This window comes from Mycobacterium paragordonae, from assembly GCF_003614435.1.
In the GTDB taxonomy this organism is placed as follows: domain Bacteria; phylum Actinomycetota; class Actinomycetes; order Mycobacteriales; family Mycobacteriaceae; genus Mycobacterium; species Mycobacterium paragordonae.
The window spans coordinates 2,275,417-2,301,730 of record NZ_CP025546.1 but is presented as its reverse complement, the minus strand read 5'-3'; the positions used below and the strand labels follow the sequence as shown (position 1 = coordinate 2,301,730).

Below are 26,314 nucleotides of genomic sequence, written 5' to 3'. Positions count from 1 at the left end.
CTCCGAATGACTTTGTGTACGGCACCAATGGCGGCGTCGGCCGCCACTTCGAATGTGTTCCCTAACAAAGGAATTGACACGTGATGAACAATCAGGCCAAGTCAGTGGCGGCAGCGGCTCTCGCGGCGATCGCAATCGCCGGCGTCGCCGGGTGTTCCAGCAGCAAGCCCGCGTCGCAGGGCACCAGCAGCGCCACCTCCGCGAGCGTCTCGGTCGCAACCAGCTCGGCGCCGTCGTCCGCTCCGTCATCGGGTAAGGCTGACCCCGCCGCCGATCTCATCGGTCCCGGCTGCTCGGAATACGCCGCCCAGAACCCCACCGGTCCCGGGTCGGTCGCCGGCATGGCGCAGGACCCCGTCGCGACCGCGGCGTCGAACAACCCGATGCTGACCACGCTGACCTCGGCGTTGTCCGGCAAGCTGAACCCGCAGGTGAACCTGGTGGACACGCTGAACAGCGGGCAGTACACCGTGTTCGCGCCCACCAACGCCGCCTTCGACAAGCTCCCGGCGGCCACCCTCGACCAGCTCAAGACCGACGCCAAGCTGCTCAACAGCATCTTGACCTACCACGTGGTGAACGGACAGGCGAGCCCGGCCAAGGTGGCCGGGACCCACAAGACGTTGCAAGGTGCCGATGTGACGGTGACCGGCGCCGGTAACGATCTGAAGGTCAACACCTCGGGCCTGGTGTGCGGCGGCGTGCACACCGCGAACGCGACGGTCTACATGATCGACACGGTGCTGATGCCCCCGGGCCAGTGACAATCTCGTATGTCTGGACGAAGGCGGCCCACCCCAGGTGGGCTGCCTTTTTCGTTGGCTTTTTGGTTGGCTTCTTGGTTGGCTTTGAACCAATCCGGGACCGCCCCCGTGACGAATAACTGACATGTGGACCTTGGCGCTGATCGGCTTTCTCGGCGGTCTGATCACCGGCATCTCACCGTGCATCCTGCCGGTGCTGCCGGTGATCTTCTTTTCCGGTGCGAACACCACCTCGCGAGAGGTGCCGACCGACGGCGCGGTGGCCGTCAAAGCCAAGCCCACCCGTTCGGAGGCGTCGCGCCCCTACCGGGTGATCGGCGGGCTGGTGCTCAGTTTCAGTGTCGTGACCCTGCTCGGCTCGGCATTGCTCTCTGCACTGCACCTGCCGCAGGATGCCATCCGCTGGGTCGCGCTGGTCGCGCTGGTGGCCATCGGAGCCGGTCTGATCTTCCCTCGTTTCGAGCAGCTGCTCGAGCGGCCCTTCTCACGTATTCCGCAGAAGCAGATCGCCACGCGCGGCAACGGTTTCGGGCTCGGGTTGGCGCTGGGGGTGCTGTACGTGCCGTGCGCGGGTCCGGTCCTGGCCGCGATCGTGGTGGCCGGGGCGACCGCGCAGATCGGCGCCGGCACCGTGGTGCTCACCGCCGCGTTCGCGGTCGGCGCCGCGTTGCCGTTGTTGTTCTTCGCCCTGGCCGGCCAACGAATTGCTCAGCGGGTCAGTGCGTTTCGGCGCCGCCAGCGTGAGATCCGGATCGGCGCCGGGATCGTGACGATCCTGCTCGCGGTCGCGCTGGTATTCGACCTTCCGGCCGTACTGCAGCGCGCCATTCCCGACTACACCGCATCCCTGCAGGAGAAGGTCGGTGGCTCTGAGCAGGTGCAGGAGAAACTCGGCGGCATCGTCACCGACCAGAACATGGCGCTGTCGAACTGCACGCAGGGCGGAAAAAAACTCGAAAACTGCGGGCCCGCACCAGATCTACGGGGTCTCACGGGATGGCTCAACACGCCGGGCAATCAGCCGATCACCCTGAAATCCTTGCGCGGCAAGGTCGTTCTGATCGACTTTTGGGCCTACTCGTGCATCAACTGCCAACGGGCCATCCCCCACGTCGTCGGCTGGTATCAGGCCTACAAGGACGCCGGTCTGGAGGTCATCGGTGTCCACACTCCCGAGTACGCCTTCGAGAAAGTGCCCGACAACGTCAGCAAGGGCGCAGCCGACCTGAACATCAAATACCCTGTGGCGCTGGACAACAACTACTCCACATGGACCAACTACCGCAATCGCTATTGGCCGGCCGAGTATCTGATCGACGCCAACGGCACCGTGCGGCATCTGAAGTTCGGCGAGGGCGGCTACGACGATACCGAGCAGCTGATCAGGCAGTTGCTCGCCGATGCCAGGCCCGGTGTCGCACTACCCGGCCCCGTCGGGGCGCCCGACCTCACGCCGAAAGCGATCACCACTGCCGAGACCTACTTCGCCGTCGGCAAGGCCGTGAATTACGGCGGTGGCGGGCAGTACGACGAGGGCGCCCAGATGTTCCGCTACCCACCCACGTTGGCCGCCGACAGTTTCGCCCTGGCCGGCCCGTGGGCGCTGGACTATCAGGGCGCCACGGCCACCGGCGACGACTCAACCATCAAGCTCAACTACCACGCCAAAGACATCTACCTCGTGGTCGGCGGCACCGGCACGCTGACGGTGACACGCAACGGCAAGCCGACCACGCTGGCGATCGACGGGCCGCCGACGTCGCACCAGATCGTCGCGGATCCCCGCCAGTCTTCCGGGACCATCGAGGTGCGGGCCAGCAAGGGATTGCAGGTTTTCTCCTTCACCTACGGCTGACACCCGTCCGGATGCTGCTCGGCTCCGAATCCTTGATGTCAGGGGTCTGCAACACTCACCACGAGGAGCGAACTAACCATGAAGACCAAAACCTCAATGGCAGCAACCGGTTTCACGGTCGCGCTGATGGCGTGCGGCGTAGCGCTGGCTCCGACCGCGGCGGCCAGCGACCTGGTCGGTCCGGGATGCGCGGACTACGCGGCGGCCAACCCCACCGGCCCGGCGTCGGTGCAGGGCATGTCGCAGGTCCCGGTCACCGAGGCGGCGGCCGCCAACCCGATGCTGACCACGCTGACGTCGGCACTGTCCGGCCAGCTCAACCCGCAGGTGAACCTGGTCGACACCCTCAACAGCGGTCAGTACACCGTGTTCGCGCCGACCGACGCCGCCTTCGGCAAGCTGCCGCCGGCCACCATCGAGCAGCTCAAGACCGACTCGAATCTGCTGACCAGCATCCTGACCTATCACGTGGTCAGTGGGCAGGCCAGCCCCAACCGGGTGATCGGCACCCACAAGACGCTGCAGGGCGGCAACGTGACGGTCACCGGCATGGGCAACAACCTCCGGGTCAACAACGCCGGAGTGGTCTGCGGCGGCGTGTCGACGGCCAACGCGCAGGTCTACATGATCGACACGGTGCTGATGCCGCCTGCGTGAGCACGCTAGCTGTGTCGCGGCGATCCCTTCGGTTGGAGACCTGACTGCGGACGAACGGCCTGTGCCAGAATGTTCAGGCAGTGTCAGTTCCGAGTGACAACCGGAGGGATCGCCGTGGCCAGTACTGAGGTGGAGCCGTACGCCGGCGTCGACGAGGCCGAGGTGCCGTCCGCGCGCTGGGGTTGGAGCAGGATCAACTACCGCACGTGGCATCTCACCGGGTTGTTGATCGTCATCTTCCTGTTGGCGATGTTGCGGGGTAACCACGTCGGTCACGTCGAGGACTGGTTCCTGATCGGGTTTGCCGCGCTGGCGCTGTTCGTGCTGGTGCGCGACATCTGGGGTCGCCGGCGCGGCTGGCTCAGGTAGCCGGAGCGGCTGGCTCAGGTAGCCGGCGCAGCGACCGGGTCCCGGTGGATGTGGACGTCTCCGGAGCCGCTGCGGACTTGTAGGACCAGTGTTTCGTCGTCGGCCTGCGGCCCGTCCGCCGTTGTCAGTCGGTTGGTGACGCTGCCGGAGCCGGTGACGATGTCGAACCGGACGGCGGTGCCCTCCGGAACGCCGACGGCCACCTCACCGCTGCTGGTGTGCGCATCCACTACGCCCCGGATGCCGGACTCGATGATCACCGATCCCGACGCGGTGCGTGACTTGACGACGCCGCGCATGGTGTCGACGGACAGCGATCCACTGGCCCCCTTGAACTTCAGCTCGCCATCGAGACTTTCGATGCGCGCCGAACCTGAGGACGTCGCGATCGAGGCATAACCCTCGACCGACTGTACGGCCAGCGAGCCAGAAGCGTTGACGCTCTTGAGCTTTCCGGTCACTGTGTCAATTTCGGCGTCGCCGCTGGCGGTGGCGAGCCGCACGTCGCAGTAGGCCCCTTCGGCGCGCAGGTCAGCGGAACCCAGCGTCGCGTAGAGCCGCGATCGGGACGGCAGCTCGATGTCGATCTGCACGGCCCCGGCGCGATGCCGCGCACGTCTGGGAGTGGCCACGGTCAACCGGCCGTCCCGGAAGTCGACACGGACGTGGTCGGCGGCCCATACGTCGGCGTCGCAGGCGTCATCGTCGGGTCGTACCTGCACGACGGTGTCGGTGCGCTCGGTCGCGCTGAGCCGGACCGATCCGGCGCCGGCCTCGACTCGGACGCTGATCGGATCGGGCGTGGTGAATAACGACATGGTTGGTCTCCTTGGTGTTCAGCGCGCCCAGCCGGTGAGGCGGTGCGCATTGCGGTGGGTGGAGCGGGCGGTGCGTTGATCGCCACCCGCCTGCGTGGCCGCGGCCCGTACCAGCCAGCTGTTCAGCGAGGCACCGTCGCGACGAGCCGCCGCTTCGATCGAAGCCCGCAGTCCTTCCGGCAATCGGAGAGTGACCCGCCAGGTGGCGCCGTCGTCATCGAGTGGCGTTACGAACGCCTGGTCGGCGGCGCCGTCGAAACTCTGTTCATCGGGCGCTGGGCCGACGACGAATTCCGGGTCGCGGCCGTGCAACCGAAGTTCGACCGAACCCGGTGCCAGTTCGCCGGTGATTTCCTCGGCGGCCGCCGACAGCGCTTCCAGCAGCGCCAGACGCAGCGCGGATTCCAGTGGAGCGGTCAACCGCTCGGCCAGATCCTGCGCCTCTGCGCCGGCGGCCGAAGCGGCCACCGTCAGCTCGTTGCGGACGGCGTCGATGTAGGGCTGCAAATCCACAGTGTCATGATGACACCATTATGGTGTCACGCGCAATTGCTTGTGGTGTCGCCGCCGCGTCGCCGCCGGTACCAGGTGGCGGTCAATGCACCGATTGCCGCCAGAGCCAGCACCACTACCCACGGCCAGCCGGCATGACCGTGCACCCACCCGGCGATCGAGCCCTGCAGGCGTCCCGCGGCGGCGATCACCGAATCCTCGGGGTTGCCGTTCGCGCCGAATAGCCGCACCTCGTACACGCCGTAATAGCCGACGTAGGCCCCTACCAGGATCAAGAGGACACCGCTGAGGCGGTTGACGAACGGCAGGACCGCCCGCATCCGGGCGACCAGCGTCGAGCGGGCAGTCGCCGTCGCGATCGCCAGTGCTCCGACCACCAGCGTCAGCCCGGCGATGTAGGCGCCGTAGACCGCCACGCCGTCCAGCACCGAGCCGCCGCGCAGCCCGGCGCCGGTGACTGCCAGAAACGGCCCGACCGTGCACGACAAGGAGGCGATCGCATAGCTGACTCCGTATCCGTAGAACGAGCCGAGCCGTGCGGTGGGAGCCCAGCGCGGGCCGACGGGCGCCAGCCCTGTCAGCTCCCGGCCCGACAGCAACCAGGCACCGAGCCCCATCAGCAGCACCCCGATCACCACGGTCACGTAAGGCAGGTAGCGCTGGACGGTGGTGGCCGCCGATATGGTCAGCACGCCGAACACGCCGAAGACCGTGATGAACCCGAGCGCCATGCCCAGCGTCGCGGCCAGCGCGCGGCCGGCGGCGGAGATCGGGCTGGCCGATTCCCGGCCGCGTACCACCAGGAGCAGGTAGGCGGGCAGCATGGCGAATCCGCACGGATTCAGCGCGGCCACCAGTCCGGCGGCGAAGGCCAAGCCGATCAGGGCGTGGTGCACCCTCAGGACGTCAGCGCGGCGACCCGGCTCTGCAGGTCCTGCTGGGACAAAGCCGAGGTGGTGTTGTTGACGAAGGTGGAGGAGCCGTCGGCGCGGTAGAACACCCAGGCGGGCTGCCACGGCACGTTGTAGCGCGCCCAGATCGCGCCGTCAGCGTCGTTGAGGTTGGTGAAGTTCAGGCCGTACTTGGATACGAAGCCCTGCATCTGGCCGACGTCGGAATGGGCCGCGACGCCGACGAACGTGACGCCCGGGTTGGCGGCGGCGACCTGGCTGAGGCCGGGCGCCTCGGCGTTGCAGAACGGGCAGAACGGCGTCCAGAACCACAGCACCGCCGGCTTGCCCTGCAGGGTGGCTCCGTTGAAAGGGGCGCCGCTGAGGGTGGTGGCGGTGAAATTCAGGCGGTCGTCCGCGGCGATTGCCCGTGGAGCGGCAGCCAACCCGAGTGTCAGCGCGACCACCGCTGCGGCGGTGAATATTTTCAGCGGGGAAAGCAGTTTCATGGCACACCTTCTGTTCGCCGGTTTTGCTTAGACGACGTATTGACGGCGGCGAAAGGTTCAACACCTCGGGTGACTAAGTCGCCGAGCCTGCAGAGTCGGCGGCCAGCTGTCCGCACCGCAGGCCCGATGGCGTGCGCTCCAGCTACCCGCCGCCTCCGGCGGCCAGCTGTCCGCACGCCGCTGCGATCTCGCGGCCGCGGGTGTCCCGCACCGTGCACGAAACACCCTGTGCGCGAACACGTCTGACGAACTCGCGCTCCACCGGCTTGGGGCTGGCGTCCCAGTCGCTGCCCGGAGTCGGATTCAGCGGGATCAAGTTCACATGCGCCAGGGCGCCCAGCGCGCGATGTAGCAGCTTGCCCAGCAGATCGGCCCGCCACGGCTGGTCGTTGACGTCGCGGATCAGCGCGTACTCGATCGACACCCGCCGACCGGTCACGTCGGCGTAGTAGCGGGCCGCGTCCAGCACCTCGCTGACCTTCCACCGGTTGTTGACCGGCACCAGCGTGTCGCGCAGCTCGTCGTCGGGCGTGTGCAGCGACAGCGCCAGCGTCACCCCGAGCCGCTCATCGGCCAGCTTGCGGATCGCCGGGGCCAGTCCCACCGTCGACACCGTGACCGAGCGCGCCGAGATCCCGAAGCCGGACGGCGGCGCCTCGGTGATGCGACGCACCGCGGCCACCACGCGCGAATAGTTGGCCAGCGGCTCCCCCATGCCCATGAACACCACGTTCGACAACCGGTCGCCGAAGTCGTCGCGCAGCGCCACCGCCGCGGCCCGCACCTGCTCGAGGATCTCGGCGGTCGACAGGTTGCGGGTCAGCCCGCCCTGCCCGGTGGCACAGAACGGGCACGCCATGCCGCAGCCGGCCTGCGAGGAGATACACACGGTGTTGCGTTGCGGGTAGCGCATCAGCACCGACTCGACGGTGGCGCCATCGCCCGCCCGCCACAACGTCTTTCGCGTCTGGCCGGCATCGCAGGTGACCTCGCGCGCCGCGGTCAGCAACACGGGGAACATCTTCGTCGCGACGGCATCACGAACCGCCGCGGGCAGGTCGGTCATCTGGTGCGGGTCGGCGATCAGCCGCCCGTAGTACTGGTTGGCGAGTTGCTTGGCCCGGAACGCCGGCAGCCCCATCTCCGCGACGGCCTCCGCACGGCCGGCGGCGTCGAGGTCGGCCAGGTGCCGCGGCGGCTTACCGCGGCGGGGTGCCTCGAATACCAGTTGTTGGACCATGACTGGTCCAGTATCTCAGGGCAGCAGGGTCAGGACCGTCCAGGCGGCCACCGCGGACGGCAGGATGCCGTCGAGCCGGTCCATCAGACCGCCGTGGCCGGGCAGCAGCCGGCCCATGTCCTTGATGCCCAGATCCCGTTTGACCTGGGACTCGATCAGGTCGCCAAGCGTGGTGGTGAGCACGAACAGCAAACCCAGCAGCGCGCCGACCCACCACAGTTTTCCGGCCAGGTAGGTCGCCGTCAGGATCGTCGCGGTGATGCCGAAGACCAGCGATCCGCCGAAGCCTTCCCAGGACTTCTTCGGGCTGATCATCGGGACCATCGGGTGTTTGCCGAACAGAGCTCCCACGGCGTATCCGCCGGTGTCCGAGCACACGACGGCGATCATCATGCAGAACACCCATCCCGGGCCGTGCTTCGGGTCGTAGACCAGCATCGCCGCGAACGACGCGAACAACGGAACCCAGACGCACAGAAAAACGGTGGCCGAGACGTCGCGCAGAAAATGCCGCGCCGGTGGCGCACCGTCGGCACCTGCCCCCGTGTGGTCGCCGGCCGCCTTGTCCTGCATGAACAGCCGCCAGATCATGCAGACCACCACCATGCCGCCGAAGCCGGCCAGCGCTCCAACCTCACGGTACGGCCAGGTCAGCCAGACGGTCACCTGCCCGCCGATCAGTAGCGGGATGACCGGAATCAGATAGCCGGCTTCGCGCAGCCGCCGGACCACCTCGTGGCTGGCCACCAGGGCGGCCATCGCGCAGTACACCACCCAGCCATGGGGGAACCACAACAGCGTCGCGATGAGGACGGCACCGATGCTTACACCGACCGCGATCGCGGCGGGGAGATCGCGCCCGGCTCTGGACGTCTTCTTCACCGGCTCGGTGGAGACATGGGCCGGTTCGTCGGACGGGCTGCCGGCGCCGGCATCGGTGGTTGCCACGGACTTCAAGGGACTGGGCTGCGGGGCGGTCGCTAGACCTCCAGCAGCTCGCCTTCTTTGTGTTTGACCAGGTCGTCGATCTGGGCGACGTACTGGTGGGTGGCCTTCTCCAGATCCTTTTCGGCGCGCCCGACCTCGTCCTCGCCCGCCTCGCCGTCTTTGCGGATGCGGTGCAGTTCCTCCATCGCCTTGCGGCGGATGTTGCGCACCGACACCCGGGCATCCTCGCCCTTCGCCTTCGCCTGCTTGACGAGGTCGCGGCGGCGCTCCTCGGTCAGCTGAGGTATGGCCACCCGGATGATCGTGCCGTCGTTGGTGGGGTTGACTCCCAGGTCGGAGTTGCGGATCGCCGTCTCGATGGCGTGCAACTGACCGGCCTCGTAGGGCTTGATGACGACCATCCGCGCCTCTGGGACGTTGATGCTGGCCATCTGGGTGATCGGGGTCATTGCGCCGTAGTAGTCGATGGCGATGCGGGAGAACATGCCGGGGTTGGCACGACCGGTCCGGATGGTGGAAAGGTCATCCCGGGCCACCGAGACGGCCTTCTCCATCTTCTCCTCGGCATCGAAGAGAGCCTCGTCAATCACGTGCGCCGCTCCTTCCCCCGCAAGCGGGTGGTGCCCCCGCATCGGTGCTAGCTGCATCGTCGCAAGCGCGGATCATTATTGCGTCTTCCCGTCAGGTGGTGACCAACGTCCCGATTTTCTCACCTGCCACCGCCCGCGCGATATTGCCGTCGGTCAGCAAATTGAACACCAGGATCGGCATGCCATTGTCCATACAGAGACTGAAGGCGGTGGCATCGGCCACCCGCAGGCCACGGTCGATGACTTCGCGGTGGCTGATCGCGGTGAGCAGCTCCGCCTCCGGGTTCTCGCGGGGGTCCTCCGCGAACACTCCGTCGACCGCCTTGGCCATCAGCACCACGTCCGCGCCGATCTCCAGCGCCCGCTGGGCGGCCGTGGTGTCGGTGGAGAAGTAGGGCAGGCCCATACCGGCGCCGAAGATCACGACGCGGCCCTTCTCCAGGTGGCGCACCGCCCGCAACGGTAGGTAGGGCTCGGCCACCTGACCCATTGTGATCGCGGTCTGAACGCGGGTGGCGATGCCTTCCTTTTCCAGGAAGTCTTGCAGCGCAAGGCTGTTCATCACGGTACCGAGCATGCCCATGTAGTCCGACCGGGTGCGCTCCATACCGCGCTGTTGCAGCTGGGCCCCGCGGAAGAAGTTGCCGCCGCCGATCACCACCGCCACCTGCACGCCGCTGCGGACCACCTCGGCGATCTGCCGGGCCACCAGCGCGACGACGTCGGGATCCAGCCCGACCTGCCCTCCACCGAACATCTCGCCGCCGAGCTTGAGCAACACGCGGGAGTACTTCGACGACGAACCGTTGGCGCTGGTCCTCGGGGCCGCCGAGCCGGCGGCTTGGGGCTCCCTGGACTCCGTCATCAGTCTCCTCGCATGAGAGTGCCATCCCGGTCACCACCCCGGAACGGCGCCTCTCATCCTGCCTCATCGCCCCGCTTCAGCGTGGGCGGGGGGCACAATCTGGTCACAAAGGTTTGGCCGTCAGACGGTTCGGGAATCCGCAGCACGCGGCGGTGAATCGAGGTCTTGAGAAGAAGGACCCGCATCGCCATTAAGCAGGCTGGTCGTTTCTTCGACCGGTGAATTCATCCGTGTACACCACCCGTCGCCGATGCGGCGACCGATGAGAGGAACACCATGGCGGACAGCAACTCGGGCCCGGCCGAAGCGGTCAAGGGAGTCGTCGAAGACGTCAAGGGCAAGGCCAAGGAGGCCATCGGCACCGTCACCGGTCGTGGCGACCTGGTCAACGAGGGCGAAGCCCAGCAAGACAAGGCGGAGGCGCAGCGCGACGCCGCGAAGAAGGAAGCCCAGGCGGAGGCTGCTCGCGGCGCCGCTGAGGTAGCCGAGGAACGCCAGAAGTCCAACCAGTAGAGCTTGTATCCAGGATGGGCCCGGTCTGTGAATACGGACCGGGCCCATCGAACTTTGCGGGGAACTCGCCGTTTCGCGATACCGGCGGTAACAAAAATGGAATAATCGCACGCTGAACGGGGTATTCGGCCTCTCGTCGGGGCGTCACCTCCACCGGAGGTGTCGAACGGGGTCGGGGGATGGTTCGCTGGAACAGCGGGCACCTAGGTTTGGAGATGGCGGTTGGACGTTCTTCTGCTTACCAACGAGGCCGACTTCCAAGCCGCGCTGCCCACACTGGACACATTTGCCCTGACCGTCCGGACAGCACCGCTGGGCGATGGCGAAGTCAGCCTGGCCGACGGTGCCGATGTGGCGATCATCGATTCGCGATCCGATCTGGTGGCCGCCCGCACGGCCTGCCGGCATCTGACGGCAAACCGGCCGGCACTGGCCGTTGTCGCGGTGGTCGCGCCCGCTGACTTCGTCGAGGTCGACGTGGACTGGAACTTTGACGACGTGCTGCTGCCGGCGGCCGGATCCGCCGAGTTGCAGGCACGCTTGCGCCTGGCGATTACCCGCCGGCGCAAAGCCGTCGGCGGCACGCTGCAGTTCGGCGAACTGATGTTGCACCCGGCCAGCTACACCGTTTCCCTGAACGGCGCGGATCTGGGCCTGACGCTCACCGAGTTCAAGCTGCTGAATTTCCTTGTGCAGCACGCCGGTCGGGCGTTCAGCCGGACGCGCCTGATGCATGAGGTGTGGGGCTACGAAAGCAATGGCAGGGTGCGCACCGTGGACGTGCACGTGCGGCGGCTACGCGCGAAACTCGGCCCCGCCCACGAGTCGATGGTCGACACCGTCCGGGGAGTGGGCTACATGGCGGCGTCACCGCCGCAGCCGCGGTGGATCGTCGGCGAACCGGTGTTGAACCCGGCCTGGACCGAACTGGACCGCGACTCGATCGCCCAGTAATCGGTCAGCCGAACACCGGCAGGGCCCGCTTGCGGGCCAGCGCGTCCATGCCGCGCTGAATGCTGTCTTCGACCTCGCGGTACTTGGCGTCCACGTAGTCTTCGTCCTCGGCGCGCTCGGGGTCGTGATCCAGCTCGACCGGCGGCATGAACCGTGTCCTGATCTTGGCCGGTAGCGGCAGCTGTGGAAGCGCGGCCGGCGCGATTCCCCAGGGCAACGAGATCGCCACCGGGAAAACTTTGAGCCGAAGGAGCTTGTCCAGCCGCAACATCCGCGACAGCCGGTCGCCGCGGATCAGCACCGGCATGGCGTCGGCTCCGCCGACGGTGGCAATCGGCACGATTGGGACCCCCGCCCGGATCGCCATCTTCACAAAACCCTTGCGGCCGGCCAGGATTGCGCGGTCGCGCTCGGCCCATGGGCGCAACGAGTCCACTTCTCCCCCGGGCCACAACGCAACGTCGCGACCTTCGGCCAGTGCGGTCGCGATCGCGTCCGGCGCCGCCGGCAACACCCCCATCGCCCGGAAGTAGCGACCGATCCCCGGGATCGCCATCAACGCGTCGTGCGCCGTGCCGTGCAGCGGGCGTTCGGGGCCGAAGCGTCGCCACCATTGCAGCCCGACCGTCCAGGCGTCCCAGACGAACGGCGCCCCGGAGTGGATTCCGATCAACAGCGCCGGCGCCTCCCCCACGTTTTCCCAGCCGTCGATCTCCATGCGAAACCAGTAGTCGACCAACACGTTCCAGAAGAACTTCTGCCGGTGCATGGTCGTCTCGTCCTGGCCGTCGAGTTCCCAGTCGCCGGCGCGCTGCGCCACCCAGCCGCTCACTCCGCCGTCTTGCTTGTCGCGCTTCTCCTGCATCGCCTCGCGCGCGTCCTCGGCGAACCGCTGCGCCTGGTCGACAACTTCGTTGGGGCGGTGGTCAGTGCTGTGCGTCATAGCGTGCGCATACCCAGATCGCGCATAGACAACTCACATGGCTTCCGGATCGCGTTTTCGTCGGGTCCAGAAACAGCAACCTCCCCGCGCCATGGCCGTGGCGCGGGGAGGGGGCGATGCTGTTTAGCTCTGCTGGATCGGCGCGTTAGGCGTCATGCCGGGCGCCGGGTTGGGCTGGCCGGGGTTCGGCTGACCGGGGTTCGGCTGGCCGGGGTTCGGCTGGCCGGGCATGGTGTTCGGCTGGCCGGGGTTCGGCTGGCCGGGCATGGTGTTCGGCTGGCCGGGCATGGTGTTCGGCTGCTGGCCCGGAATCGAGTTCGGAGCCGGGGCACCCGCCGGATTGGTGTCCCATACCAGCACGTCCTGCATGCCGTCGTTGTAGACGACCTCGGTCGGCGCCGCACCGGTCACGTCGAAGTAGACCTTGCCGTTCGAGGTGCCACCCTGAGTGATGGGAGCGGGGCTGAGGCCCTGCGGGGTGGCCGGAACGCTGATCACCCGGTAGTTCTGCTCACCGGCGCGGGCGTTGAAATTGGTCACGACGGGCGTCACCACGCCGCTGTTCGCGCGAGCGTTAATGTCGGCCTGCCACAACTGTCCCTGCGGGGTGTAGCCGGGGATGGTCACGTTGGCGGGCTGCAGGTTGCTGACGGTGTAGTCAGTGACCAGCGGACCGTCGACCAGAGTCTGCGGGGTGCCGAGTCCCTCGGGGACGCCGGGCGTGGCCGAGGAGGCCGCCGCTCCGAAAAGGCTCACCGCCGCAATTCCCGCGGCCGCGATGGCAGTTTTAGCAGTGGTGGTGGTGAACTTCACGCTGAATCCTCTCCTTCGGTGTTGAGTCCTAGGTGCCGTTCGAGGCGGCGCACGCTTCGGGCGCTCAACCGCACCCCGGTCGCATTGCCGGTGCCGCGGGGGCTCAAACACCCGCAATCCCCCATAATGCTTTCCGCAGCCTTTCTAACTGCGCAAACAGCGCGAATTTGATTTGGGCCACATTTCATTGCGGGCCTCTCGCGTAACACCAGTCACGTCATTTGGCGATGTGCCGGACCGTATTTGGCGTTGTATTTGGCGTTGTACTTGGGGAAGGCCGAATTCGCTTTGCGTCGGCGAAATTGGGAAATTGGACGACTTTTTTGCCCGGCCGTCAACCTGATTGCCGACCGTATGTCAAGATCCCTGATATGGGTTCGGTCCAGGACGCGCCGTTGGGATATCTGCTGTACCGGGTGACGTCTGCGCTCCGGCCCGAGGTGGCCGCGGCGCTGAGCCCGCTCGGGCTCACCCTGCCCGAATTCGTGTGCCTGCGGATCCTGTCCATGACGCCGGGGCTGTCCAGTGCCGAACTGGCCCGCCACGCCGGCGTCACGCCTCAGGCCATGAACACGGTACTGCGCAAACTCGAAGACCTCGGCGTGGTGGCGCGACCGGCGTCGGTGTCCTCCGGCCGCGCCCTGCCGGCGTCGTTGACCAGTCAGGGCCAAAAGTTGTTACAGCAGGCAGAGGCCATCGTGCTCGCCGCCGACGGCCGCATCCTGGCCAGACTGACCGAAACGGAGCAGCGCGAGTTCAAGAGCATGTTGCACAAGCTCGGGTCTGACTGAGTCAGTCGTGAATCCGTGCCCATGGCCGGGCTTCTTCGAGCTCGTAGGCCAGTTCCAGTAGCCGCGCTTCGCGTCCGGTGTCCGCCGCCAGCATCATGCCCACGGGCAGGCCATCCGCGGACTGGGCCAGCGGCAGCGAGATCGCGGGTTCGCCGGTCACGTTCTGCAACGGCGTGAAGGCGACCCAGTTGATCAGCCTGTCGATGACCTCGTGGTAGTCGGTGGGCGCCAGGTAACCCACCGATGGTGTCAATTCGGCGAGCGTCGGAGTGAGCAGCACGTCGTAGCCGCCGAAGAAGCGGGCACTGCGCCGCCGCAGGCCGCGCAGCCGCGCAATGGCCAGTGGCAGCCGGTGGATGTTGCGCCGGGTGTGGCGGGCCAGTCCCAACGTCAGGTTGTCCAGCCGGGTGCGGTCGAAGCTGTCGCCGAACAAGCGGCGGCCGGTGGCCACCTGGGCGAAGGCCAGGAATCCCCAGTACAGGACGAAGTCGTCGACGAAACTGGCCGGCACCCAGTCGTTGTCGATGTATTCGACGTGGTGTCCCAGCTCTTCGAGCAGCGCGGCCGACTTCAGGGTGGCGTCTTTGACCTCGGGACTCGCCTCCCGCAGCACTGAGCTGGTCACCGCCGCGATCTTCAGCCGCTGCCGGCCGGGTCCCGTCACGTCGCCAATCGGCGGCAGTTTGGGATTGCGCCACAGCCGCTCGGCCTCGCGGTAGAAGGCGGCTGTGTCGCGCACCGAACGGGTCAGGACACCGTTGGCGACGATGCCCACCGGCAACCGTTGATACTGCGGGTCCAGCGGCATCCGTCCGCGCGACGGCTTGAGACCGACCAGCCCGTTGCACGCCGCGGGGATCCGGATGGATCCGCCGCCGTCGTTGGCGTGGGCGATGGGCACCACACCCGCGGCGACGAACGCCCCCGATCCCGAGGATGAGGCACCGGCGGTGTGGTCGGTGTTCCACGGGTTGCGGACCGGGCCCAGCCGCGGATGCTCGGCGGCCGCGCTGAACCCGAATTCCGACAGCTGAGTCTTGCCGAGCGATATCAGTCCGGTGTCGAGCACCACCCGGGTGACCGCACTGTCGGCGCTTGCCGGGCGCGGCTGCCAGGCGTCGGTGCCGCTCATCGTCGGCTGCCCGGCGACGTCGATGTTGTCCTTGATCAACGTCGGCACGCCGGCAAAGTAGCCGCCGGAGCGCCCGGTGGCCGCCCGGGCCTCGTCAAAAGCCCGGTAAGCCAGGGCGTTCAGCTCAGAGTCGACGGCCTCCGCGCGTGCGATCGCAGCCTCGACGGCCTCGACCCGGTCCACCCGGCCGGTCCGGATCGCGTCGGCAAGGCCCACCGCATCCAAGTCGCCGAGGGCGTCGTCGCCGAAAGCGTGTACCCGGGCCATGTGTCGAGCTAGGCCTGACCCACCTCGAAGCGCACGAATCGCGTCACCGTGACGCCGGCATCGTCGAGCAGCGCCTTCACCGACTTCTTGCTGTCGGACACCGACGGCTGTTCGAGCAGCACGGCGTCCTTGAAGAAGCCGTTGAGGCGGCCTTCGACGATCTTGGGCAGCGCCTGCTCCGGCTTGCCCTCGGCTTTGGCGGTCTCCTCGGCGATCCGGCGCTCGCTGGCCACCACGTCCTCGGGGACGTCGTCGCGCGAGAGGTAACGCGCCTTGAGCGCGGCGATCTGCAGAGCGACCGAGTGCGCGGCATCAGCGCCGTTTCCGTCAGTGCCCCCGGTAAATTCGACGAGGACTCCGACGGCCGGCGGCAGGTCCGCCGCCCGCTTGTGCAGGTAGGTCTCGACGTTGCCGTCGAAGTACTGCACCCGGCGCAGCTCGAGCTTCTCGCCGATCTTGGCCGACAACTCGGCGATGGTCTGCTCGACCGTCTTGTCGCCGATGGTGGCAGCCTTGAGGCTCTCGACGTCGGCGGCCTTGGACTCCAAGGCGGCGTTGACGACCTGGTCGGCCAGGGCCTGGAACTCCGCGTTCTTGGCGACGAAGTCGGTCTCTGAGTTCAGCTCGATCAGCGCGCCCTGCTTGGCGGCGACCAGACCCTCGGCCGTCGCGCGCTCGGCACGCTTGCCGACGTCCTTGGCGCCCTTGATCCGCAGCGCCTCGACCGCCTTGTCGAAGTCGCCGTCAGCGTCCGCCAGGGCGTTCTTGCAGTCGAGCATTCCAGCACCGGTCAGCTCCCGAAGTCGCTTGACGTCGGCAGCGGTGAAATTCGCCAATGCTCAGCCTTTCTTGAGATATCTCAGGATGCGTCTGTAGTTGGTTCGGGTGCGCCTGCCGCGTCGGTCGCGGCGGTGGCGGCGGCACCGGCCAGCAGTTCCTGCTCCCACTCGGGCAGCGGCTCTGCCGCCTCAGCCTCGGGCTTGCCGTCGCCGCGGCCCAGGCCGGCGCGGGCCTGCAGTCCCTCGGCAACCGCGGAGGCGATCACCTTGGTCAGCAGCGCGGCCGAGCGGATCGCGTCGTCGTTGCCCGGGATCGGGTAGTCGACCTCGTCGGGGTCGCAGTTGGTGTCCAGGATCGCGATGACCGGGATGCCCAGCTTGCGAGCCTCGCCGACGGCGATGTGCTCCTTGTTGGTGTCGACGACCCAGATCGCCGACGGCACCTTGGCCATGTCGCGGATACCACCGAGGCTGCGCTCGAGCTTGTTCTTCTCGCGGGTCAGCATCAGGATTTCTTTTTTGGTGCGACCCTCGAAACCACCGGTCTGCTCCATCGCCTCGAGTTCCTTAAGGCGCTGCAGGCGCTTGTGCACGGTGGAGAAGTTGGTGAGCATGCCGCCCAGCCAGCGCTGGTTCACGTACGGCATCCCGACCCGGAGGGCTTCGGCCGCGACGGACTCCTGCGCCTGCTTCTTGGTGCCGACGAACATGACGCTGCCGCCGTGGGCGACGGTCTCTTTGACGAACTCGTACGCCTTGTCGATGTAGGTCAGCGTCTGCTGCAGGTCGATGATGTAGATGCCGTTGCGGTCGGTGAAGATGAACCGCTTCATCTTGGGGTTCCAGCGACGGGTCTGGTGCCCGAAGTGGGTGCCGCTGTCAAGCAGCTGTTTCATGGTCACAACAGCCATGGCTATGCCCAGCTTTCAATGTCGGTTGTCGCCCGGAATCGGTTGAGACCGGGCCCTGGCGTCTGCTGCGTTGCCGAACCCGTGTCCGGGGTGAACCGGGCTACGGGACCGCTCGGCATGCTGGTGCGGGTCCCTCAAGTACTGGGTCGCGGTGCAGGCGCGCGAAGTCAGCCCGCTTTCACGAGCTGCGTTGGGAAGTTTACACCGCTGCGGGGGGTGGTTTTTCCCGCTGTGCACACGGTCGTCGCTGGCGTCCACAGCCTCGCTCCGGGCGACTGGCGAGGTGGCCGCCGCGCACGTGCACTGAACTGGTGCGATGGGTGCTGCTGGGATTGTTCGTGTGCTGGGTGCTGCTCAATGCGCCGCCCGCGGACGCCGCCGGCGGGCGGTTGGAGTGGCCCCTGCGTCCTGCGCCGGCGGTGTTGCGGACGTTCGACGCGCCGTCGCCCAACTGGCAGGCCGGGCACCGCGGCGTGGACCTGGCGGGCCGTCCGGGCCAGCCGGTCTACGCGGCGGGCGATGCGACGGTGGTGTTCGCCGGGCTGCTGGCGGGCCGGCCGGTGGTGTCGCTGGCCCATTCCGGTGGCCTGCACACCAGCTACGAGCCGGTGCGCGCGAGGGTGCGGGCCGGTCAGACGGTCGCGTCGGGCACGGTGATCGGCGAGCTGGCGGCGGGCCACGCCGGTTGCCCGGCCGCGGCGTGTCTGCACTGGGGCGCGATGTGGGGCTCAGCGTCGCGCGCCGATTACATCGACCCGCTGGGGCTGCTGGCGGCCACCCCGGTGCGGCTCAAACCGCTCACCGGTCAGGCCCGCGGGTGCGCCTGGTCATGCACCGCCCGCAGCCGCGAGACCGCCACGTGGGTGTAGAGCTGGGTGGTGGCCAGGCTGGAATGGCCGAGCAACTCCTGCACCACCCGCAGGTCCGCTCCCCCTTCGAGCAGATGGGTGGCCGCGCTGTGCCGCAGCCCGTGCGGCCCCATGTCGGGTGCGCCGTCCACCGCCGCGACGGTCTGGTGCACCACCGTGCGCGCCTGGCGCACGTCGAGGCGGCGGCCACGGGCGCCCAGCAGCAGCGCGGGCCCGGACTCGGCGGTGGCCAGCGCCGGACGTCCCTCGGACAGCCAGGCGCGCAGCGCCTCGGCGGCGGGTTGCCCGAACGGCGCGGTGCGCTGCTTGTTGCCTTTCCCGAGCACCCGCACCACCCGGTGGGTGGTGTCGACGTCGTCGACATCCAGGCCGCACAGTTCGCTGACCCGGATCCCGGTGGCGTACAGCAGTTCGACGATCAGCCGGTCGCGCAGGGCCAGCGGATCACCTTGCTCCGCACCGGACTTGGCGGCCGTCATGGCGGCCAGCGCCTGGTCTTGGCGCAGCACCGACGGCAGCGTGCGGTGGGCCTTGGGCACCTGGAGGCGGACGGCGGGGTCGGTGCTCAGCAAGCCGCGGCGCACCGCCCAGGCGGTGAAGGCCTTGACCGACGAGGTGCGGCGGGCCAACGTGGTGCGGGCCGCCCCGGCGCCGGCGGCGCCGGCCAGCCACGACCGCAGCACCGGCAGGCTCAGGGTGTGCAGGTCGCCGCCGCGCGCCGCCAGGAAATCGAACAGCGACCGCAGATCGCCAAGATAGGCGCGACGGGTGTGCGCCGAGCGGCCGCACTGCAGTTCCAGGTATTCGTCGAATTCGTCGAGGACCGCCTGCATTTCCTCACGCTGACAGACCCGGCGTGGTTGTTCTAAAGGACGCGCCGCAGTGTGTCCGGGGTGAGATCTTTGAGCGCCGGATAGCCGTCGACAGCCATGGTGAGGTCCGCTTCGGCGAGCAGCATGCGCAGCACGTGGACGACGCCGTCGACCCCGCCCAGCGCCATTCCGTATGCGTAGGGCCGGCCGACGCCGACCGCGGTGGCGCCCATGGCCAGCGCCTTGACGACGTCGGCGCCGCTGCGGATGCCCGAGTCGAAGAGCACCGGCACTCCGCCGGCGGCCTCGACGACGCCCGGCAGGCAGTCCAGCGCCGGCAGACCGCCGTTGGCCTGCCGCCCGCCATGGGTCGAGCAGTAGATGCCGTCGATGCCGCCGTCGATGGCGCGCCGGGCGTCGTCGGGATGGCAGATGCCTTTGATGATCATCGGCAGGTCGGTCAGCGACCGCAGCCAGGCGAGGTCGTCCCAGCTCAGCGGATTTCCGAAGGTCTGCGCCCAGGCCAGCACGGTGCCCTGCGGGTCTTCTTCCGGCGGCCGTTGCAGCCCGGCGCGAAACACCGGGTCGCTGGTGTAGTTGCTCAGGCAGTGACCTCGCAGTTGCGGGAAGTTGGCCGTGGTCAGGTCGCGCGGGCGCCAGCCGGGGATCCAGGTGTCCAAGGTGACGATGATGGCCTTGTAGCCGGCGGCTTCGGCACGCTGCACCAGGCTGGCGGCCAGGTCCCGGTCCTTGGGTGTGTACAGCTGGAAGAAGCCGGGGGTGTCGCCGAATTGCGCGGCGACGTCTTCCAGCGGGTCGGCGGTCAGGGTGGAGACGACCATCGGCACGCCGGTGCGCGCGGCCGCGCGGGCGGTCGCGAGGTCGCCGTGACCGTCCTGCGCGCACAGGCCGATGACCCCGATCGGCGCCATGAACAGCGGCGAGGGCAGTGTCAGGCCGAACATCTGCACCGACAGGTCCCGCTCGGCGGCGCCGACGAACATGCGCGGCATCAGGCCCCAGCGGTCGAACGCCTCGCGGTTGGCGCGCTGGGTGCGCTCGTCGCCGGCGCCACCGGTGACGTAGGACCAGACCGATGGCGGCATCGCCATTTCGGCTCTGGCCTCCAACTCGGCAAAGGACATCGGGAGCGAGGGTGCTACCCCGGCCAGGCCCTGGAAATAGATCTCAAGCTGATAATCGCCGAACGCCATGACCTAGAGAATGCCAGCCGACGGAATCCTCGAGCTCTACTGCTCCGAGGACTCCGCCGCGGCCAGCTCTTTCTTCCACTGCCGGAACGTCTCTTCGGTGCGCCCGCGCCGCCAGTAACCGGAGATCGAGGCCGCCCACTGGGCATCGACACCCCGCTCTTTGCGGATGTAGGGCCGCAGGTTGTGCATGACGGCCTGCGCCTCGCCGTGGATGAAGACCTGCACCTGACCGGGCAGCCAACGCGCGGTTTTGACCGCTTCGATCAGCGGCGCGTGATCGCCGGCGCGTTCTTCGGGCACCAGGTCCGCTCGCCCGCCGCGGTACACCCAGTTGATCTCCACGCCGTCCGGGGCGGTCAGCGGTACTTCGTCATCGGGCCCGGCCACCTCGATGAACGCCATCCCGACCGCTGAGTCCGGCAGCGCTTCCAGTGCGGCGGCGATCGCCGGGAGCGCTGCCTCATCACCGGCGAGCAGGTGCCAGTCGGCGGCCGGGTCCGGCGCGTAGGCGCCGCTGGGGCCCATCAGGTAGATCGGCTGGCCCGATTGGGCGGTGGCGGCCCACTGACCCGCGACGCCGTGTTCGCCGTGCACCGCGATATCCACCGTGATCTGCCCGGCGTCTTCGTCGACGCGGCGGACGGTGATGGTGCGCACCGGTGGGCGCTTTTCCGGCGGCAGGCCGGCAAAGCTGTCGATCGTCAGCGGCTGCGGCAGCGCGGCCACGTCGATGTCCTGGGCGACGAACACCAATTTGACGTAGGAGTCGGTGAACTTGCTGGGCACAAACGCGTCGAAGTTGTTGCTGCCGAGCACCACTCGCACCATGTGCGGCGTGAGCTGCTCGGTGCCCACCACTTCGAAAGCCTGTACTGGCCGGCCTGCCACTTATCCTCCTGATCGCGATCTGACCCCACGTCGACTATACGAGCCGGGCCTGGCCACGCCGTTTCCGCACAATCCGCCAGCACCCGTCGCGGCACTCGGCCAGACCGCTCAACTCCAGCAGAGCGAGCGGCCCCAGCACGTGTTCCGGGGGCAGGCCGGCCGCGACGGCGATCTCGTCGACCGCGGCCGCGCCCCGGCCGGGCAACGCCTCGTAGACCCGCCGCTCCGCCTCACCCAGGCCGTCCAGGCTGGTGGTGGGCCGCGGCTCGTCGGGCGCGAGCTCGCCGATGTGACCCACCAACTCGATGATTTCCTGGTAGCGGGTGACCAGTTCCGCGCCGTTGCGCAGCAGCACATGGCACCCCGCAGACGCCGACGACGTCGCCGGCCCGGGCACCGCCGCGACCACCCGGCCCAACGACCGCGCCCAGGCGGCGGTGTTGGCGGCCCCACTGCGCAATCCCGCCTCCACCACTACCGCCGCCCCGGACAGGGCGGCCACCAGGCGGTTGCGGGTCAAGAACCGGAATCGCGCCGGGCGCACGCCGGGCGGATATTCGGTGCACACCAGACCGTGTTGGCCGATGCGGTGCAGCAGTGCCGAATGACCAGCCGGGTACGGGATGTCGAGCCCGCCGGCCAGGACCGCCACGGTGATTCCGTCGGCGGCCAGAGCCGCGCGGTGAGCAGCCCCGTCGATGCCGTAGGCGCCCCCGGAGACCACCGCGACATCGTGTTGTGCCAGGCCGGTGGCCAGTTCGTGGGTGACATGCTCGCCGTATGCCGTCGCGGCCCGGGTACCCACGAGTGCGGCCGCGCGCGTGCTCACCTCATCGAGGCGCGCGGGGCCGGCAGCCCACAACACCATCGGCATCGTGTTCTTGGACCGGGTGCCGTCGAACGCGGCGAACGCAAGCACCGGCCACTCGTCGTCATCGGGGGTGACCAGTCGGCCGCCCCGGCGCCGGAGCACTTCGAGATCTGCTGCGGCCTGGTCGATTTCGCGACGCGCGGCGGTGAGCCGCAGCAGCTCATCGTCGACCAGGCCGCGCCGGACCCGCTCGGCCGCCTCCTGCGGCCCGACACTGTTCACCAGGGCGGCCAGCTCGGCGCAGGGTGGTTCGGCGACTCGCGAGAGGTACGCCCAGGCGCGCAGGATGGCTTCGTCGTTCATCGCCGCGCTCCCATCTGCCGGAAGCTCAGCGCGGTCGCAACCTCGGACAACCCGGGTGAGGTACGGCCGGCCAGATCGGCCAGACTCCATGCGACCCGCAGGGTGCGGTCCACGCCCCGGATGCTGAGCACTCCGTCGTCCAACGCCTTGCGCACCGGCTTCATCGCCGCGCTGCTGGGCCGGAACTTGCGGCGCAGCAGCGGTCCGTTGACTTCGGCGTTGGTACGGAAACCGTATGGGCGCCAACGTGCGACGGCCGCGTCCCGGGCCGCCGCCACCCGCTGGCGCACCTGCGCCGTCGATTCCCCGGCGGCCACCCCGAACGCGCCCGCTCGCACCGGGTTCATCTGCACCCGCAGGTCCACCCGGTCCAGCAGTGGGCCGGACAGCTTGCCCAGATAGCGGCGCTTGACCGCTCCCGCGCAGACGCAGTCTTGCGGATCCGCCGGTGCGCACGGGCAGGGGTTGGCGGCCAGCACCAGCTGGAATCGCGCCGGGTAGCAGGCCACGCCGTCGCGGCGGGCAAGGCGAATCTCGCCGTCCTCCAACGGTGTTCGCAGCGCTTCCAACACACTGACGCTGATCTCCGCGCACTCGTCGAGGAACAGGACGCCGCGGTGTGCGCGGCTGACCGCACCCGGACGGGCCATTCCCGAGCCACCGCCGACGAGTGCTGCGACGGTGGAATTGTGATGCGGCGCGACAAACGGCGGCCGCCTCAACAACGGGGTATCGGCGGACAACAATCCCGCGACGGAGTGGATCGCGGTCACTTCCAGCGATTCGCTGTCTGACAACGGTGGCAACAGGCCCGGAAGCCGTTGCGCGAGCATCGTTTTGCCTACGCCGGGCGGCCCGGTCAGCATCAGGTGATGAGCCCCGGCGGCGGCCACCTCGACAGCGAACCGGGCCTGCGACTGACCCACCACGTCGGCGAGATCGGCCGGCGGCTCGTCGACGTGAGCCGACGCGGCGATCCGTCGATCCAATTCGGTCGATCCGCTGAGCCAGCCCTGCAGCTGCCTCAGTGTGCGCACGCCCCAGACGTCGATGCCGTCGACCAGACTGGCCTCGGCCAGGTTGTCGGCCGGGACGACCACTGACGGCCAGCCTTCTCGCTTGGCGGCCAGCACAGCGGGCAGTACCCCGCGCACCGGCCGTACCCGGCCGTCCAGCGACAACTCCCCCAGCAGCACCGTTTTCGCCAGCCGATCCCACGACTTCTTCCGTTGCGCCGCAAGCACCGCCGCAGCCAGGGCGATGTCGTAGACCGAACCCATCTTCGGCAGCGTGGCGGGCGACAGCGCCAGCGTCAGTCGCACCATCGGCCACTCGTTGCCGGAGTTGTTGACCGCGGCGCGCACCCGGTTTCGTGACTCCTGCAGTGCCGCGTCAGGCAGGCCTACCAGGTACACCCCGGGCAACCCCGAGGCGATGTCGGCTTCGATCTCCACGATCTGGCCCTCCAGGCCCTGCACGGCGACCGAGAAGGCATGTCCCAGCGCCATCAGCCGACACCTTTGAGGTGGCTGAGTTCCGGAGCCGGCCGGCGACCGATCCGCACCCCGATCACGTCGATGCGGATCGCCGCCCAACGTTCGTCCTGACCGGCCAGCCAGAGCCCGGCCAGGCGACGCAACCGGCGCACTTTATTATCGGTCACCGCCTCGGCCAGCCCCCCGTAAGCGTCGCCGGTGCGGGTCTTCACTTCAACGAAAACTACTGTGTGACTTGCTTTCTCGCAGGCAATCAAATCGAGTTCGCCGTATCGGCAGCGCCAGTTGCGACCGAGTATCTCAAGCCCGTGGCGGGTCAGATGGTCGACGGCCAGCTGTTCGCCCAGCGCTCCCAGCTGTGTTCGCGTCATCGGGGTCGGGGTGGTCATGCCGCCACCATGCCCGGTGCCCGCGACAGGATTCGCCGTGATCGGGGCTCCGGCCGCCAGTTGTCCCCAGTCCCGGCTTTATCCCCAGACCACGGGCCGGCGCCCGCGGCTAGGTCTTCTTGCTGGGGATGATGATGACGACGATCAGCGTGAAGATGCTGAAGAACAAACCGAGGATCCCCCAGAACAGGGCGCTGCGTCCCTTCATCGACGCGACCACGGCGCAGATGACGGCCGCGATGACGCTGCCTATCGCGACGAAGATCCCTTTGATACCGCGCAGGATGAATCCCGCTGCCTCGGGATTGCTCTGCGCGGCTAACACCATTTCATGCAGCATGGCCGTCTCCTCACGTGTGTGACTTCGAGCGGCTACCCACGCCGGGGGTCACTTAACCCGGTCCGCCCTGCTGTAGACGTTCATCGAGTCCTCCCGCAGGAACGCCACCAGCGTGATCCCGGACTCCTCGGCCAACGCGACAGCCAGCGACGACGGCGCGGAGACGGCGGCCAGCACCGGGATGCCGGCCATCAGGGCCTTTTGCGTCAACTCGAACGATGCACGCCCGCTGACCAGCAACACCGACGCGGCCAGCGGCACCCGGCCGCGCTCCATCGCCCAGCCGATGACCTTGTCGACGGCGTTGTGCCGGCCGATGTCCTCGCGGACGGCGAGCATGGTCCCGTCCGCGTCGAACAGGGCCGCGGCGTGCAACCCGCCGGTGGCGGCAAAGACCTTCTGCGCGCCGCGGAGGCGGTCCGGCATCGCCCGCAGCGCCGCCGCGGGGACGGTCATCGGATCGTCTCCGGGCGCATGCCGGCTGATCAGCCGCACCGCCTCCAGCGAAGCCTTTCCGCAGACCCCGCACGACGAGGTGGTGTAGAAGTTGCGGGTGACATCCAGGCTTGGCATTTCGACGCTCGCCGCCAGCGTCACATCGAGCACGTTGTAGCTGTTGGCGCCGTCGTCGTCGCGGCCCTCGCAGTAGCGGATCGCGTGCACGTCCTCGCGCTGCGCGATGATCCCCTCGGTGAGCAGAAACCCTTGCGCGAGTTCAAAATCCGAACCCGGCGTACGCATGGTGACGGTGCTCGGTGTGCCGTTGAGGCGGATCTCGAGCGGCTCTTCGACGGCCAGGGTCTCCTGACGGATGGTCGCCTCGGCGCCGGCCAGATGCTTGACCCGCCGCCGCGCGGTCAGGTGCCGCACTGGCTCTCCCCGGCCGACACGGAGATCTCGGTGGCCTCGGCTGTCACGGCCTCAACGTACCTCGATTGGATCAGGAGACCGGCCTTACACCGCCGACGCCAACGACTCCAGTGCCTCCGCCGAAGTGTGGGTCGGGTGCCAACCGAGTTCACGCTGGGCTCGGGTGGTGTCCATGACCACCGATGCGCGCGCCACGTGCAGCCATTCCAGCAGGGACGGGACGAACGGCAGATGGGAGATCGCCGCCGACGCCGCCGAGGCCGCGGCCGCCGGGACTCGCACCGGTCGGCCGCCCAGAGCCTTGGCCACGTCGCTGATCGTCACCACCCCGTTACCGGCGATGTTGTACGCACCCGGCGGGGCCGGGGCCACCGCCGCCAGCGCTATGGCGGCGGCGACGTCGTCGTGGTGCACCAGTTGCAGCGGGACGCCCGGATCCGGGATCACCGGCTTGAGTTTCTGCAGCACCTTCGACACCGCCCGCAGTGGCGCGGGTAGCTGGTTCCACGGCATCGCGTCGGCCAGAGCGGGCGCCTCGGGGCCGGTGACAATGCAGGGCCGCAACACAAACACTTCCAGCGGCGAATCCGCGGTGATTTCGGCCAGCACGGCCTCGCACGCCGATTTCTGCGCCGAGTAGTAATGCTCGGCAGAACCCCGCGTCGGCACGTCCTCAGTGAGCGGAACCGGGTTGTCGGAGTGGTAGCCGTAGGCCGCCACCGACGAGGTATAGACCAGACGCCGCGGCTGCCCGGACTCCTTCTGCGCGGCCACCGCGGCCTCGAACACATTGCGGGTGCCCTGCAGGTTGACCCGTTCGCTCTCCTCGCGGGACCCCATGATGATGAAAGCCAGGTGGACCACCACGTCGGCATCAGCGACCAGCGCGTCGACCGCCTCCCGATCCAGGATGTCGCCCTGCATGTACGTGGTCTTCGTCCAACCCCGCGTCAGGGGGTCGAACGGCCGGCGCGCCATCCCGATGATCTTGCTGATCGCCGGTTCGCGCTCCAAAGCTGTAACAGCCGATATGCCGATCTCCCCGGTTGGACCGGTCACGGCGACAGTGCGTCCCATTTGAATGAAGCTTCCCGTCGCCGATACCGGCCAAACGCAAAAAGTCGTAGCTCACAAATGTGTG

General features: G+C 68.1%; 30 protein-coding genes. 8 read left to right on the top strand and 22 right to left on the bottom strand.

Features of this window, described 5'->3' with window-relative positions:
- Positions 1-80 precede the first annotated feature (80 nt).
- From C0J29_RS10680 to C0J29_RS10665, 4 genes are all read left to right on the top strand, one after another.
- Entirely contained in the window at positions 81-764 is a 684-nt protein-coding gene (locus C0J29_RS10680; protein ID WP_082978124.1) for a fasciclin domain-containing protein, read from the top strand.
- Between the two features lie 124 nt (positions 765-888).
- Positions 889-2,619 (top strand): cytochrome c biogenesis protein DipZ, encoded by a 1,731-nt coding sequence (locus C0J29_RS10675; RefSeq protein WP_120792291.1) that lies wholly within the window; start codon positions 889-891, stop codon positions 2,617-2,619.
- 78 nt (positions 2,620-2,697) lie between these two features.
- Positions 2,698-3,276, top strand: coding sequence for a fasciclin domain-containing protein (locus C0J29_RS10670; RefSeq protein WP_065161739.1), 579 nt, complete (start codon positions 2,698-2,700; stop codon positions 3,274-3,276).
- A 114-nt stretch (positions 3,277-3,390) separates the two neighbouring features.
- Positions 3,391-3,645 (top strand): DUF2631 domain-containing protein, encoded by a 255-nt coding sequence (locus C0J29_RS10665; RefSeq protein WP_065045867.1) that lies wholly within the window; start codon positions 3,391-3,393, stop codon positions 3,643-3,645.
- 14 nt (positions 3,646-3,659) lie between these two features.
- On the opposite strand, the gene C0J29_RS10660 is transcribed toward C0J29_RS10665, so the two are convergent.
- The 8 genes from C0J29_RS10660 to pyrH all read right to left on the bottom strand — a co-directional run bounded on the left by C0J29_RS10660 (position 3,660) and on the right by pyrH (position 10,018).
- Positions 3,660-4,463 carry a DUF4097 family beta strand repeat-containing protein gene (locus C0J29_RS10660; protein ID WP_120792289.1) on the bottom strand — a complete coding sequence of 268 codons (804 nt, stop codon included), beginning with the start codon at positions 4,461-4,463 and terminating at the stop codon, positions 3,660-3,662.
- Positions 4,464-4,481: 18 nt separating this feature from the next.
- Positions 4,482-4,976, bottom strand: a complete 495-nt coding sequence (locus C0J29_RS10655; RefSeq protein WP_120792288.1) for a YlcI/YnfO family protein — start codon at positions 4,974-4,976, stop codon at positions 4,482-4,484.
- A gap of 26 nt (positions 4,977-5,002) precedes the next feature.
- Positions 5,003-5,872, bottom strand: a complete 870-nt coding sequence (locus C0J29_RS10650; RefSeq protein WP_120792287.1) for a cytochrome c biogenesis CcdA family protein — start codon at positions 5,870-5,872, stop codon at positions 5,003-5,005.
- A gap of 2 nt (positions 5,873-5,874) precedes the next feature.
- Positions 5,875-6,375: a disulfide bond-forming protein DsbE gene (gene dsbE, locus C0J29_RS10645; RefSeq protein ID WP_065165186.1), complete on the bottom strand. Its 501-nt coding sequence runs from the start codon at positions 6,373-6,375 to the stop codon at positions 5,875-5,877.
- Positions 6,376-6,517: 142 nt separating this feature from the next.
- Complete coding sequence (gene rlmN, locus C0J29_RS10640; protein ID WP_065165184.1) at positions 6,518-7,615, bottom strand: dual-specificity RNA methyltransferase RlmN; 1,098 nt, start codon at positions 7,613-7,615, stop codon at positions 6,518-6,520.
- Between the two features lie 15 nt (positions 7,616-7,630).
- Positions 7,631-8,563, bottom strand: a complete 933-nt coding sequence (locus C0J29_RS10635) for a phosphatidate cytidylyltransferase (RefSeq protein ID WP_065043808.1) — start codon at positions 8,561-8,563, stop codon at positions 7,631-7,633.
- Between the two features lie 32 nt (positions 8,564-8,595).
- On the bottom strand, positions 8,596-9,153 hold the full coding sequence (frr, locus tag C0J29_RS10630) for a ribosome recycling factor (RefSeq protein ID WP_065043800.1): 558 nt from the start codon (positions 9,151-9,153) through the stop codon (positions 8,596-8,598).
- 91 nt (positions 9,154-9,244) lie between these two features.
- The gene (pyrH, locus tag C0J29_RS10625) at positions 9,245-10,018 is read right to left on the bottom strand and encodes a UMP kinase (RefSeq protein ID WP_065043799.1); all 774 of its coding nucleotides are present in this window, start codon (positions 10,016-10,018) and stop codon (positions 9,245-9,247) included.
- A gap of 276 nt (positions 10,019-10,294) precedes the next feature.
- Between pyrH and mbp1 the strand changes: the two genes are divergently transcribed.
- Complete coding sequence (gene mbp1 / locus C0J29_RS10620; protein ID WP_065043798.1) at positions 10,295-10,531, top strand: microaggregate-binding protein 1; 237 nt, start codon at positions 10,295-10,297, stop codon at positions 10,529-10,531.
- A gap of 222 nt (positions 10,532-10,753) precedes the next feature.
- On the top strand, positions 10,754-11,485 hold the full coding sequence (locus tag C0J29_RS10615; protein WP_065043797.1) for a winged helix-turn-helix domain-containing protein: 732 nt from the start codon (positions 10,754-10,756) through the stop codon (positions 11,483-11,485).
- Between the two features lie 4 nt (positions 11,486-11,489).
- Here the strand turns inward: C0J29_RS10615 and C0J29_RS10610 are convergent, their stop codons facing one another.
- Positions 11,490-12,428 (bottom strand): lysophospholipid acyltransferase family protein, encoded by a 939-nt coding sequence (locus tag C0J29_RS10610; RefSeq protein ID WP_065165180.1) that lies wholly within the window; start codon positions 12,426-12,428, stop codon positions 11,490-11,492.
- A 123-nt stretch (positions 12,429-12,551) separates the two neighbouring features.
- The gene (locus tag C0J29_RS10605; RefSeq protein WP_120792286.1) at positions 12,552-13,241 is read right to left on the bottom strand and encodes an MPT63 family protein; all 690 of its coding nucleotides are present in this window, start codon (positions 13,239-13,241) and stop codon (positions 12,552-12,554) included.
- Positions 13,242-13,612: 371 nt separating this feature from the next.
- On the opposite strand from C0J29_RS10605, the gene C0J29_RS10600 reads away from it, so the two are divergent.
- Positions 13,613-14,032, top strand: coding sequence for a MarR family winged helix-turn-helix transcriptional regulator (locus C0J29_RS10600; RefSeq protein ID WP_065165176.1), 420 nt, complete (start codon positions 13,613-13,615; stop codon positions 14,030-14,032).
- 1 nt (position 14,033) lies between these two features.
- Here the strand turns inward: C0J29_RS10600 and C0J29_RS10595 are convergent, their stop codons facing one another.
- Genes C0J29_RS10595 through rpsB form a run of 3 tightly spaced genes read right to left on the bottom strand, consistent with a single transcriptional unit; the run spans position 14,034 to position 17,121 of the window.
- A complete protein-coding gene (locus C0J29_RS10595) occupies positions 14,034-15,431 on the bottom strand; it encodes an amidase (RefSeq protein ID WP_120792285.1) in 1,398 nt (465 codons plus the stop codon).
- 8 nt (positions 15,432-15,439) lie between these two features.
- On the bottom strand, positions 15,440-16,267 hold the full coding sequence (tsf, locus tag C0J29_RS10590) for a translation elongation factor Ts (protein WP_120792284.1): 828 nt from the start codon (positions 16,265-16,267) through the stop codon (positions 15,440-15,442).
- Between the two features lie 23 nt (positions 16,268-16,290).
- Complete coding sequence (gene rpsB / locus C0J29_RS10585; RefSeq protein ID WP_120792283.1) at positions 16,291-17,121, bottom strand: 30S ribosomal protein S2; 831 nt, start codon at positions 17,119-17,121, stop codon at positions 16,291-16,293.
- A gap of 320 nt (positions 17,122-17,441) precedes the next feature.
- Here rpsB and C0J29_RS10580 point away from each other — a divergent pair, with 320 nt between their 5' ends.
- Positions 17,442-17,990, top strand: a complete 549-nt coding sequence (locus C0J29_RS10580; RefSeq protein WP_370530922.1) for a M23 family metallopeptidase — start codon at positions 17,442-17,444, stop codon at positions 17,988-17,990.
- Here the strand turns inward: C0J29_RS10580 and C0J29_RS10575 are convergent.
- From C0J29_RS10575 to C0J29_RS10535, 9 genes are all read right to left on the bottom strand, one after another.
- Positions 17,927-18,823, bottom strand: coding sequence for a tyrosine recombinase XerC (locus C0J29_RS10575; RefSeq protein WP_065165168.1), 897 nt, complete (start codon positions 18,821-18,823; stop codon positions 17,927-17,929). The genes C0J29_RS10580 and C0J29_RS10575 overlap by 64 nt on opposite strands.
- A 32-nt stretch (positions 18,824-18,855) precedes the next feature.
- Entirely contained in the window at positions 18,856-20,016 is a 1,161-nt protein-coding gene (locus C0J29_RS10570) for a lactate 2-monooxygenase (protein WP_120792281.1), read from the bottom strand.
- A gap of 36 nt (positions 20,017-20,052) precedes the next feature.
- Positions 20,053-20,904, bottom strand: coding sequence for a siderophore-interacting protein (locus tag C0J29_RS10565; RefSeq protein WP_120792280.1), 852 nt, complete (start codon positions 20,902-20,904; stop codon positions 20,053-20,055).
- A gap of 34 nt (positions 20,905-20,938) precedes the next feature.
- Entirely contained in the window at positions 20,939-22,078 is a 1,140-nt protein-coding gene (dprA, locus tag C0J29_RS10560) for a DNA-processing protein DprA (RefSeq protein ID WP_120792279.1), read from the bottom strand.
- Positions 22,075-23,586 (bottom strand): YifB family Mg chelatase-like AAA ATPase, encoded by a 1,512-nt coding sequence (locus C0J29_RS10555; protein ID WP_120792278.1) that lies wholly within the window; start codon positions 23,584-23,586, stop codon positions 22,075-22,077. The genes dprA and C0J29_RS10555 overlap by 4 nt, the downstream gene beginning before the upstream one ends.
- Positions 23,586-23,963, bottom strand: coding sequence for a YraN family protein (locus C0J29_RS10550; RefSeq protein ID WP_065043785.1), 378 nt, complete (start codon positions 23,961-23,963; stop codon positions 23,586-23,588). Before C0J29_RS10550 ends, C0J29_RS10555 begins: the two co-directional genes overlap by 1 nt.
- 109 nt (positions 23,964-24,072) lie before the next feature.
- A complete protein-coding gene (locus tag C0J29_RS10545) occupies positions 24,073-24,303 on the bottom strand; it encodes a deoxyribodipyrimidine photolyase (RefSeq protein ID WP_065043784.1) in 231 nt (76 codons plus the stop codon).
- Positions 24,304-24,351: 48 nt separating this feature from the next.
- Complete coding sequence (gene fdhD / locus C0J29_RS10540) at positions 24,352-25,173, bottom strand: formate dehydrogenase accessory sulfurtransferase FdhD (RefSeq protein WP_120792277.1); 822 nt, start codon at positions 25,171-25,173, stop codon at positions 24,352-24,354.
- An 84-nt stretch (positions 25,174-25,257) separates the two neighbouring features.
- A complete protein-coding gene (locus C0J29_RS10535; protein ID WP_120792276.1) occupies positions 25,258-26,250 on the bottom strand; it encodes an NAD-dependent epimerase/dehydratase family protein in 993 nt (330 codons plus the stop codon).
- Positions 26,251-26,314 lie beyond the last annotated feature (64 nt).

Excerpts from the sequence above, each read along its gene's own strand:
- C0J29_RS10550 (WP_065043785.1), bottom strand. The coding sequence starts at position 23,963 with ATGACCACCCCGACCCCGATGACGCGAACACAGCTGGGAGCGCTGGGC.
- rlmN (WP_065165184.1), bottom strand. The coding sequence starts at position 7,615 with ATGGTCCAACAACTGGTATTCGAGGCACCCCGCCGCGGTAAGCCGCCG.
- C0J29_RS10595 (WP_120792285.1), bottom strand. The coding sequence starts at position 15,431 with ATGGCCCGGGTACACGCTTTCGGCGACGACGCCCTCGGCGACTTGGAT.
- C0J29_RS10575 (WP_065165168.1), bottom strand. The coding sequence starts at position 18,823 with ATGCAGGCGGTCCTCGACGAATTCGACGAATACCTGGAACTGCAGTGC.
- rpsB (WP_120792283.1), bottom strand. The coding sequence starts at position 17,121 with ATGGCTGTTGTGACCATGAAACAGCTGCTTGACAGCGGCACCCACTTC.
- C0J29_RS10555 (WP_120792278.1), bottom strand. The coding sequence starts at position 23,586 with ATGGCGCTGGGACATGCCTTCTCGGTCGCCGTGCAGGGCCTGGAGGGC.
- dprA (WP_120792279.1), bottom strand. The coding sequence starts at position 22,078 with ATGAACGACGAAGCCATCCTGCGCGCCTGGGCGTACCTCTCGCGAGTC.
- dsbE (WP_065165186.1), bottom strand. The coding sequence starts at position 6,375 with ATGAAACTGCTTTCCCCGCTGAAAATATTCACCGCCGCAGCGGTGGTC.
- C0J29_RS10610 (WP_065165180.1), bottom strand. The coding sequence starts at position 12,428 with ATGACGCACAGCACTGACCACCGCCCCAACGAAGTTGTCGACCAGGCG.
- pyrH (WP_065043799.1), bottom strand. The coding sequence starts at position 10,018 with ATGACGGAGTCCAGGGAGCCCCAAGCCGCCGGCTCGGCGGCCCCGAGG.
- C0J29_RS10670 (WP_065161739.1), top strand. The coding sequence starts at position 2,698 with ATGAAGACCAAAACCTCAATGGCAGCAACCGGTTTCACGGTCGCGCTG.
- C0J29_RS10600 (WP_065165176.1), top strand. The coding sequence starts at position 13,613 with ATGGGTTCGGTCCAGGACGCGCCGTTGGGATATCTGCTGTACCGGGTG.
- C0J29_RS10535 (WP_120792276.1), bottom strand. The coding sequence starts at position 26,250 with ATGGGACGCACTGTCGCCGTGACCGGTCCAACCGGGGAGATCGGCATA.
- mbp1 (WP_065043798.1), top strand. The coding sequence starts at position 10,295 with ATGGCGGACAGCAACTCGGGCCCGGCCGAAGCGGTCAAGGGAGTCGTC.
- C0J29_RS10545 (WP_065043784.1), bottom strand. The coding sequence starts at position 24,303 with ATGCTGCATGAAATGGTGTTAGCCGCGCAGAGCAATCCCGAGGCAGCG.
- C0J29_RS10675 (WP_120792291.1), top strand. The coding sequence starts at position 889 with ATGTGGACCTTGGCGCTGATCGGCTTTCTCGGCGGTCTGATCACCGGC.
- C0J29_RS10570 (WP_120792281.1), bottom strand. The coding sequence starts at position 20,016 with ATGGCGTTCGGCGATTATCAGCTTGAGATCTATTTCCAGGGCCTGGCC.
- C0J29_RS10660 (WP_120792289.1), bottom strand. The coding sequence starts at position 4,463 with ATGTCGTTATTCACCACGCCCGATCCGATCAGCGTCCGAGTCGAGGCC.